5 protein-coding genes are annotated in these 7,134 nt (G+C 45.1%); 4 read left to right on the forward strand and 1 reads right to left on the reverse strand.

The features are described from left to right. Positions 1-1,322: ATP-binding protein (locus F6K20_RS17760; protein WP_287295497.1), on the forward strand; the 1,322-nt coding region annotated here is incomplete at its 5' end. 19 nt (positions 1,323-1,341) lie between these two features. Here F6K20_RS17760 and F6K20_RS17765 read toward each other — a convergent pair. Further along, positions 1,342-3,072 carry a sensor histidine kinase gene (locus tag F6K20_RS17765; RefSeq protein WP_044492597.1) on the reverse strand — a complete coding sequence of 577 codons (1,731 nt, stop codon included), beginning with the start codon at positions 3,070-3,072 and terminating at the stop codon, positions 1,342-1,344. A 302-nt stretch (positions 3,073-3,374) separates the two neighbouring features. Between F6K20_RS17765 and F6K20_RS17770 the strand changes: the two genes are divergently transcribed. The 3 genes from F6K20_RS17770 to F6K20_RS17780 all read left to right on the forward strand — a co-directional run bounded on the left by F6K20_RS17770 (position 3,375) and on the right by F6K20_RS17780 (position 7,090). Beyond that, the gene (locus F6K20_RS17770) at positions 3,375-4,559 is read left to right on the forward strand and encodes an NAD(P)H-quinone oxidoreductase subunit H (protein ID WP_008182046.1); all 1,185 of its coding nucleotides are present in this window, start codon (positions 3,375-3,377) and stop codon (positions 4,557-4,559) included. Between the two features lie 362 nt (positions 4,560-4,921). Beyond that, positions 4,922-5,266, forward strand: a complete 345-nt coding sequence (locus F6K20_RS17775; RefSeq protein ID WP_008182045.1) for a hypothetical protein — start codon at positions 4,922-4,924, stop codon at positions 5,264-5,266. A 555-nt stretch (positions 5,267-5,821) separates the two neighbouring features. After that, entirely contained in the window at positions 5,822-7,090 is a 1,269-nt protein-coding gene (locus F6K20_RS17780) for an MFS transporter (RefSeq protein WP_008182044.1), read from the forward strand. Positions 7,091-7,134 lie beyond the last annotated feature (44 nt).

Here is a 7,134-nt window from a genome sequence, read left to right on the forward strand (position 1 = left end):
TCTTTGACCTGCTAATTCAGCAAAACATTTCAGCCACAATTTTGGTCAAGCCACAGGGTGAGGGCTGGCACAGAGAAATAAAACGGTATCAACAACAGGTTGATTTACCCAAAACAATTTATCTGTGCCACTGTTTAGGAGATGACTGGAAAAACGGAGTTAACCTCAACAGAGATTCTCAACTGTTTTCCCTACCGTTGGAGACTGAAACTCAACTACAACAGGAGTATTTCTTACTGATTCTCGGTGAGAACTATAGTAGTTTAATTGTGGCTTGCCAGCCTGATCTATCGGAATCTGACAATCTAACTGATAGTGAACTCAGTCAACCATTGTTAGCTGTTTTTACCCTTGAGCAATCAGTAATTCGGCAGTTTTTACAGGGGTTAAGTACAGTTATTGGGAGCAATACAGCAGACCAACTCAGCCATTGGGAAACCCTTTTAGCTCCCCCAGAAACACTTAATAGTACACTACTAACCCAGTTGTTGCTTAAACAAGTACAACGTACAGAAGAAATTGTTCAGAATACCCTGGCAACACAGCCAATCGGGGAGACTAACCCATCTCCCCCATCACCGCCAGCAGTTCCTGAGTCGGTTGTGGTAGGGAAGAATTCCTTATCAAAGGTCGAGCCTTATATGAGTGATGAGATACTTCAGCGAGTGGCTCAGGAATTACGGACACCCATAACGAACATGAAAACTGCCCTGAAGCTGCTCGATGCCTCACAAATGAAGCTCGCCCAACGCCAACGCTATATTGGGCTTCTTTATAAAGAATGCGATCGCTTAAATTCCTTAGTGGCTGGATTACTAGAACTGGTTCAGCTAGAGGGTGACCCCCAAACGGATCAAACCTTGCCGTTGAAGCTAGCAGACATTGTTCCTGGTATTGTCAGCACCTATCAACCCCTTGCCCAAGAAAAAGGCATCCAGCTCGGCTACACAATTCCCGCCAATCTCCCCTCAGTCTTGTTTTCAGAGGTGGGCTTGAGGCATATCGTGATTAATCTGTTGCACAATAGTTTAAAGTTTACTCCCGCTGGCGGTAAAGTTAGAGTACAGGGAACTCGTAAGGGCAAGTATGTTCAGCTGATATTTAGTGATACAGGTATTGGCATTGCTGAAAGTGACATACCTAAGATTTTTGACAGTTTTTATCGGGGTAGGTCAACACCTAGGGAAGACCTTGGTGCAGGGATAGGTTTAACCATTGTGCAACAGTTATTACAACGGGGCGGTGGTTCAATTGCAGTAGTTAGTCGATTCGGGCAAGGCTCCCAATTTAAAGTGCTGCTACCAATTGCCTCTGAAACTTAAAAAATCGTCGAGGTAATGGTTAACCAATCCCAGGCAATGGTGTCTTAGCCAGGTCAGCTAACGGTAAAAATACTGTCATCACCTCACCCTGTTGGGGTCGTTGCTTAACAATTAGTTTGCCCCCCAACGCCTGGAATAGATTTTTGGTCACATTCAAATTCAAACTGATACTACCCGTTTCTGGCTGGAAAGTCAGCAGCTGACCAAGGGACTTCAATGTCGGGCAATGGTCGTCAGCAATTGTTTCGTGATTAATCTGAGACTGGAATTGTAACTTCAGCTGGTTTCCAGCAGGTGTAACCTGTAACTGGATGTGACCCCCTGTTGGAATAGACCGGGTGAAATTTTCCATCAAGCCAGTTAGCACCTGATCTAGCAAGGCGGGATGACTGACCACTGTTGGCAACTGTTGCGGTAAGACTACATCTAGGGTTAAATTACGTCGCTGTGCTTGTTTTTGCCAGCGGGGGATGCTGTTGTGAAAAACCCGAGCCAGAGATATACAGGTCAGGCTAACAGGGGTTTGCTTGGCTGCCGTTGTTTCTAATTCTACTGCCCGGAAAATCAACTCCATGCGGTTGATTTGTTCGCTACACTCATGGTCAATAATTTCTATACGCCGCATGACTTCTGGAGGCAAGTCACGACGTCTAAGCAGTAGTTTAGTCAGGGTGTGAATTGTAGTTAGGGGTGTCCGGATTTCATGGGTCAGAGCTCGGAGCAGCTCAACGTCAGGTGTAGCTTCAGAATTTTCTTTTGGGTGAACAGCAGAGATTCTAGGAAAGCCTCGCGCTTCATTTTTCACCAATCGTTGCCAGTTAGGCTCCTGTACTTTCTGTTTCTTGGCAAAGGGTGTACTAGAAGACCCATTTTGTGAGTGACTACCAGTTTTGACCCTATCCCTCTGATGCTGAGGTTGTCTTGGCTGAACCATTGTTGACTCGGATATTGTAACCGGTATAGTCTGGCTCAGTTCTACTGAAGGCAGTTCTGGTAAATTCTCCAGAAGCCCACGACCAAAGTTCATTACAATGCGGTAATCGGGGGGCTTTGGCACAAATTTTTCCATTAAAGCTTCCAACTGCTTGAGATGATGAGAACTGCTCAGTAATAGTCTATGGCGCAGTGATGCCCAAACATGTTGGATATCCTCTGGGTCAAAGGAGAATTGAAAGCCTGGAACGCCAAAGTGGTCTTTCCCAGAGACCATGACTAAGCTAAAGTCTTTAGTAAAAACTAAACAAAACTGCTCGTTAGCTAAGGGGTCTCCTGGAAACAGGGGTAACCTGTAGGTCGTATTTTGTACAAAAGGAGTAGTATCAGGTTGAGCCGGAGGTAGCTGGAAGGGCATAAAAGCCCAAGGATTCAAGGCGTCGTTCGTAAAAATCCCAGTCTCGAAACTTGCCAGTAGCTCTCGATCACTTAAGACTGGAGCAGGACCAGCTATAATTAGTCCTTGCTTCGACGAGTGTTCGGGATTATGGCTTGTTGATCGGTTGCCTGAAACCCCTGGCAACAGCAACTGTTCCAAGGTAGCGATCGCACTTTGCCATTCCCGTTGAGCTTTAGCTGCTGCTGCCCTATGCTTAGGGCTAGCCGCTTCTCTTGTTCTGCGACAGCTAGCACCTACTGAGCAAGTGTCAATCACAGTTGCTTGCTCTACTGAAACAGTAACCTTGTCATCGCTTTCAATTAATTCCTGTTGGGATAAAATTTCACTTATACTTGGTAATAACCACCTTGGCACCACAATCCACCCCCGATGCACAGCTAGTGCAGTAATTCAAACTATCAACTCCTTTGATAAAGATGGTAATGTGATTGCTGATAGTTTAAGGATCGTAGAACCGAACTTCTACGTAGCAATTCCCGTTAACCTAAGCATTGGAAAGAAGGAGCTTAAACAGAAATTAACAGTTTGAATTAAAAATATCAAATTGTTCTTGCATTGTTAGAGTTAACAACATACACTACCTATCTGCCTCTGTTTTGGTAAGCTAATAGCTAGCGGCTAACAGCTAGCAGCTAACAGTTGGGGCAATTAATCAAAATATGGCAAAGATCGAGACCAGAACCGAACCCATGGTGATCAACATGGGTCCCCACCATCCCTCCATGCATGGCGTTCTCCGCTTAATTGTCACCCTAGATGGGGAGGATGTGATAGATTGTGAGCCGGTAATTGGCTACCTGCACCGAGGCATGGAGAAAATTGCCGAGAATCGCACTAACATTATGTATGTCCCTTACGTGAGCCGATGGGACTATGCAGCAGGGATGTTCAACGAGGCAATTACAGTCAATGCCCCAGAGAAATTAGCAGATATTCCGGTACCCAAACGTGCCAGCTACATCCGCGTGATCATGCTGGAGTTGAATCGGATTGCCAATCACCTGCTGTGGCTTGGACCATTCCTAGCAGATGTGGGTGCCCAAACCCCATTCTTCTACATCTTCCGGGAACGGGAGATGATTTATGACCTATGGGAAGCTGCCAGTGGACAACGGTTAATTAACAACAACTACTTCCGTATTGGTGGAGTTGCTGTTGACCTACCCTATGGATGGATAGATAAGTGCGAAGACTTCTGTGACTACTTTGACCCTAAAGTTGATGAGTACGAACGGTTAATCACCAACAACCCTATCTTCCGCCGCCGAGTTGAAGGTGTCGGTACCATTAGTCGGGAAGAAGCCATTAACTGGGGACTTTCTGGCCCGATGCTACGAGGTTCTGGAGTCAAGTGGGATTTGCGCAAAGTTGACCACTACGAATGCTACGACGACTTCGATTGGGAAGTACACTGGGAAACCGGGGGTGATTGTTTTGCCCGGTATGTGGTGCGGATTAGGGAAATGCGGGAGTCCGTTAAGATTATCCGTCAAGCCTTAAAAGCACTTCCCGGTGGTCCTTACGAAAACCTAGAAGCCAAGCGGATGGCAGAGGGTCGCAAATCCCAGTGGAACGACTTCGATTATCAGTTCATGGGCAAGAAAATTGCCCCTACCTTCAAGATTCCCAAGGGCGAACACTATGTCCGTCTTGAGTCTGGGAAAGGAGAACTAGGAATTTTCATTATTGGTGATAATAATGTCTTTCCTTGGCGTTGGAAGATTCGTCCAGCCGATTTCAATAACTTACAGATTCTGCCCCATATCCTCAGAGGAGTCAAAGTTGCCGATATTATGGCGATTCTCGGTAGTATTGACATTATTATGGGGTCAGTAGACCGTTAAATTAGGTTAATGGTTCTAGGTAATAGGCTCTAGGTTTTAGACTAAGCGGGGGCAACGTTAGTTAGCTCCGCCTCAAGGACGGAAGCTCTCAACTAGCCGTCTTTTAGCATTAGCCGTCAGCTATCAGCCGTCAGCTATCAGCCGTCAGCCTTTGGTCTTGGTATTTGGTTGATAGCTGATAGCTGATAGCTTACCATTAGCCTCATATCTAGAAGTTAGGCAGCTAAGATTATCGGCTATTCCTCCTATTCTTTGCTAAACTAGGAGGAATTTTTGATTTTTTGTGAAACTGTGATGTTAAGACAGCATTTAGGGAATTCTAGGAATGTAGCTCCAAAGACTGAATAGTCAACTTGCTGTCTATGAGTGAAAATCCCCCACCTATTAAAGTATTACGTCAGCGCCATGTAGGCTGGGATAAGCCTACCGAGGAAAATCTCAAAACTATTAAAACTATTGAGTTGTTATGGCGTAATTTGTTCGAGGCAATTTTTGATCCCATTGAAGATAACTGGTTAGAGCATTGGGAAAAGCTATACAAAACCATTCTAGAGGTTTGTTCTGATAACGAAGAGCGCCGCATTACTCTAGTCTACCTGAGCAATGTTAAGGATTTGACAAAAGAAGCTAGGGAATGGAAAATGTTGGTGACTTACCTGGAGAATACTAAAGACTGGGCTAGAAAATCGATTATTAGAGGCTCGTGAACCGTAAAATAAAATAGTGAAAATGGTGACCCTTCGCGTAAGCCAAAGGCTTGCTCAAAATTATCCTTGATACAGTAAAACCTGTAAAGGTGCTAACAGCAAGACCCCTATCCCTTCTACAAACGCTTTCGGGAATACTTTTGTGATCATATTAAGCGCTCCATTATGGGCTACCGGTAGCCAAGCTTGACCTGAGTTGTTGCTGCGTTCGCGTAGCGGCTCTTTCAGAGCATCGCAATCCTAATTAATTTGTGAACAATAATAGGTCATGAGATTCTTCCCCCAACCCCGATCACCGCATCACCCGATCACCCTATCTAAGCCTCTGGGCAAAATGTTAAGAAGAGTAAACTAGAGAAGTAGTATAAAGTCCAGTTAATTACTTCCCAAATAGTCCCCGGATTTTTGGCTGTTCGCGCTTTGGCTTACAGGTAATTGTCAATTACCTGTAAGCCAAAGCGCAAATAGTCATTACCCGATAAGGACTATGATGATTAGTCAACCGGATTTTATCTAACTATCTCAAGTGCCAGTTTTCTCAGGATTATAGAGCGCGTGAAAGTTTTTCAGACCCTGGAAGGGCAGCAACGCCAAAGTTTGCTGATTTTATTTACTGTTGGTCTGTTGTTTTGGTCAAGCTTAACGTCTTTGTCGCCAACGCTGCCACAATATATTGAAGACGTGGGTGGTACCAAGCAACAGGTAGGGTTAGTAATGGGTTGCTTTGCCATTGGTCTGTTGCTGTTTAGAAACCCACTGGGGCGTATGGCAGACCTGCGCAGTCGCAAGTTGGTAGTAATTATTGGTACTATCGCTGTCGCTCTAGCGCCTTTGGGCTATCTATTTACCCAGTCGATTAGCCTGTTGATGCTGGTTCGAATGTTTCATGGCATCAGTATTGCAGCCTTTACCATCGGTTATCTGGCTCTAGTCACCGATTTGTCCCCTGTTGACAAGCGAGGTGAGTTAATTGGTTACATGAGTTTGGCAACACCGATTGGTTTAGGTCTCGGACCTGCGCTGGGGGGTTTTCTACAACAAGAGGTTAGCTACACTGTTTTATTCTTAGTGTCTGCAGCTCTAGGTGGGCTGGGTGTGCTGTTAGGGAGTCAGATTCGTGAACCAATCAGGCATGCTAAACAAAAGCCGAGAAAATCAGAATCTTGGTTAAACTCGAGTTGGCAGCTATTGGTCAAACTATGGGAGCTGTTAAGCAGCCCTCCTCTTGGAATTCCAGCTTTGGTCATGCTGTTGTTCGGTATAGTATTTGGAACAAAAGTTAGCTTTGTCTCTCTGTTTATTCGAGAGACTGGTATTAATCTCAATCCAGGATTGTTTTTCACAGCTACTGCGATCGCTAGTTTTGTGATTCGTGCATTAACTGGTCAGGCATCTGATCGGTATGGACGAGGAGTATTTATCACCGCTAGTGTGGTTTGCTATATCATCTCAATGTTGATGATTTCCCAGGCTGAAACCGGAGTTGGATTTTTACTAGCTGGTTTATTAGAAGGAGCTGGCACTGGACTATTCATACCGATGATGACTGCTTTGATGGCTGACCGCTCCTCTGCTGATCAACGGGGTCAGGTATTCGCTGTCTGCATTAGTGGGTTTGATTTAGGGATTGGTCTAGCTGGGCCGATCTTTGGTTATTTCGCTGACCTCTTAGGATATCGAGGGATTTTTTCCTGTGGTGCTGGTATAGCATTTTTGGCACTGATTATCTTTATGACCCAGTCCAACAAAAATTTATCCCGTTCCCTCAGATTTGCCATCGGTCGTGAACGGGATTTATATGCTGTAGATACTATAATGTCTTAGCTTATTAAACGGGCTAGGAGGGATTAGAACCCCCGACACCGTGA

Origin of the sequence: Moorena sp. SIO2C4 (assembly GCF_010672485.1) — a bacterium.
Classification (GTDB): Bacteria; Cyanobacteriota; Cyanobacteriia; order Cyanobacteriales; family Coleofasciculaceae; genus Moorena; species Moorena producens.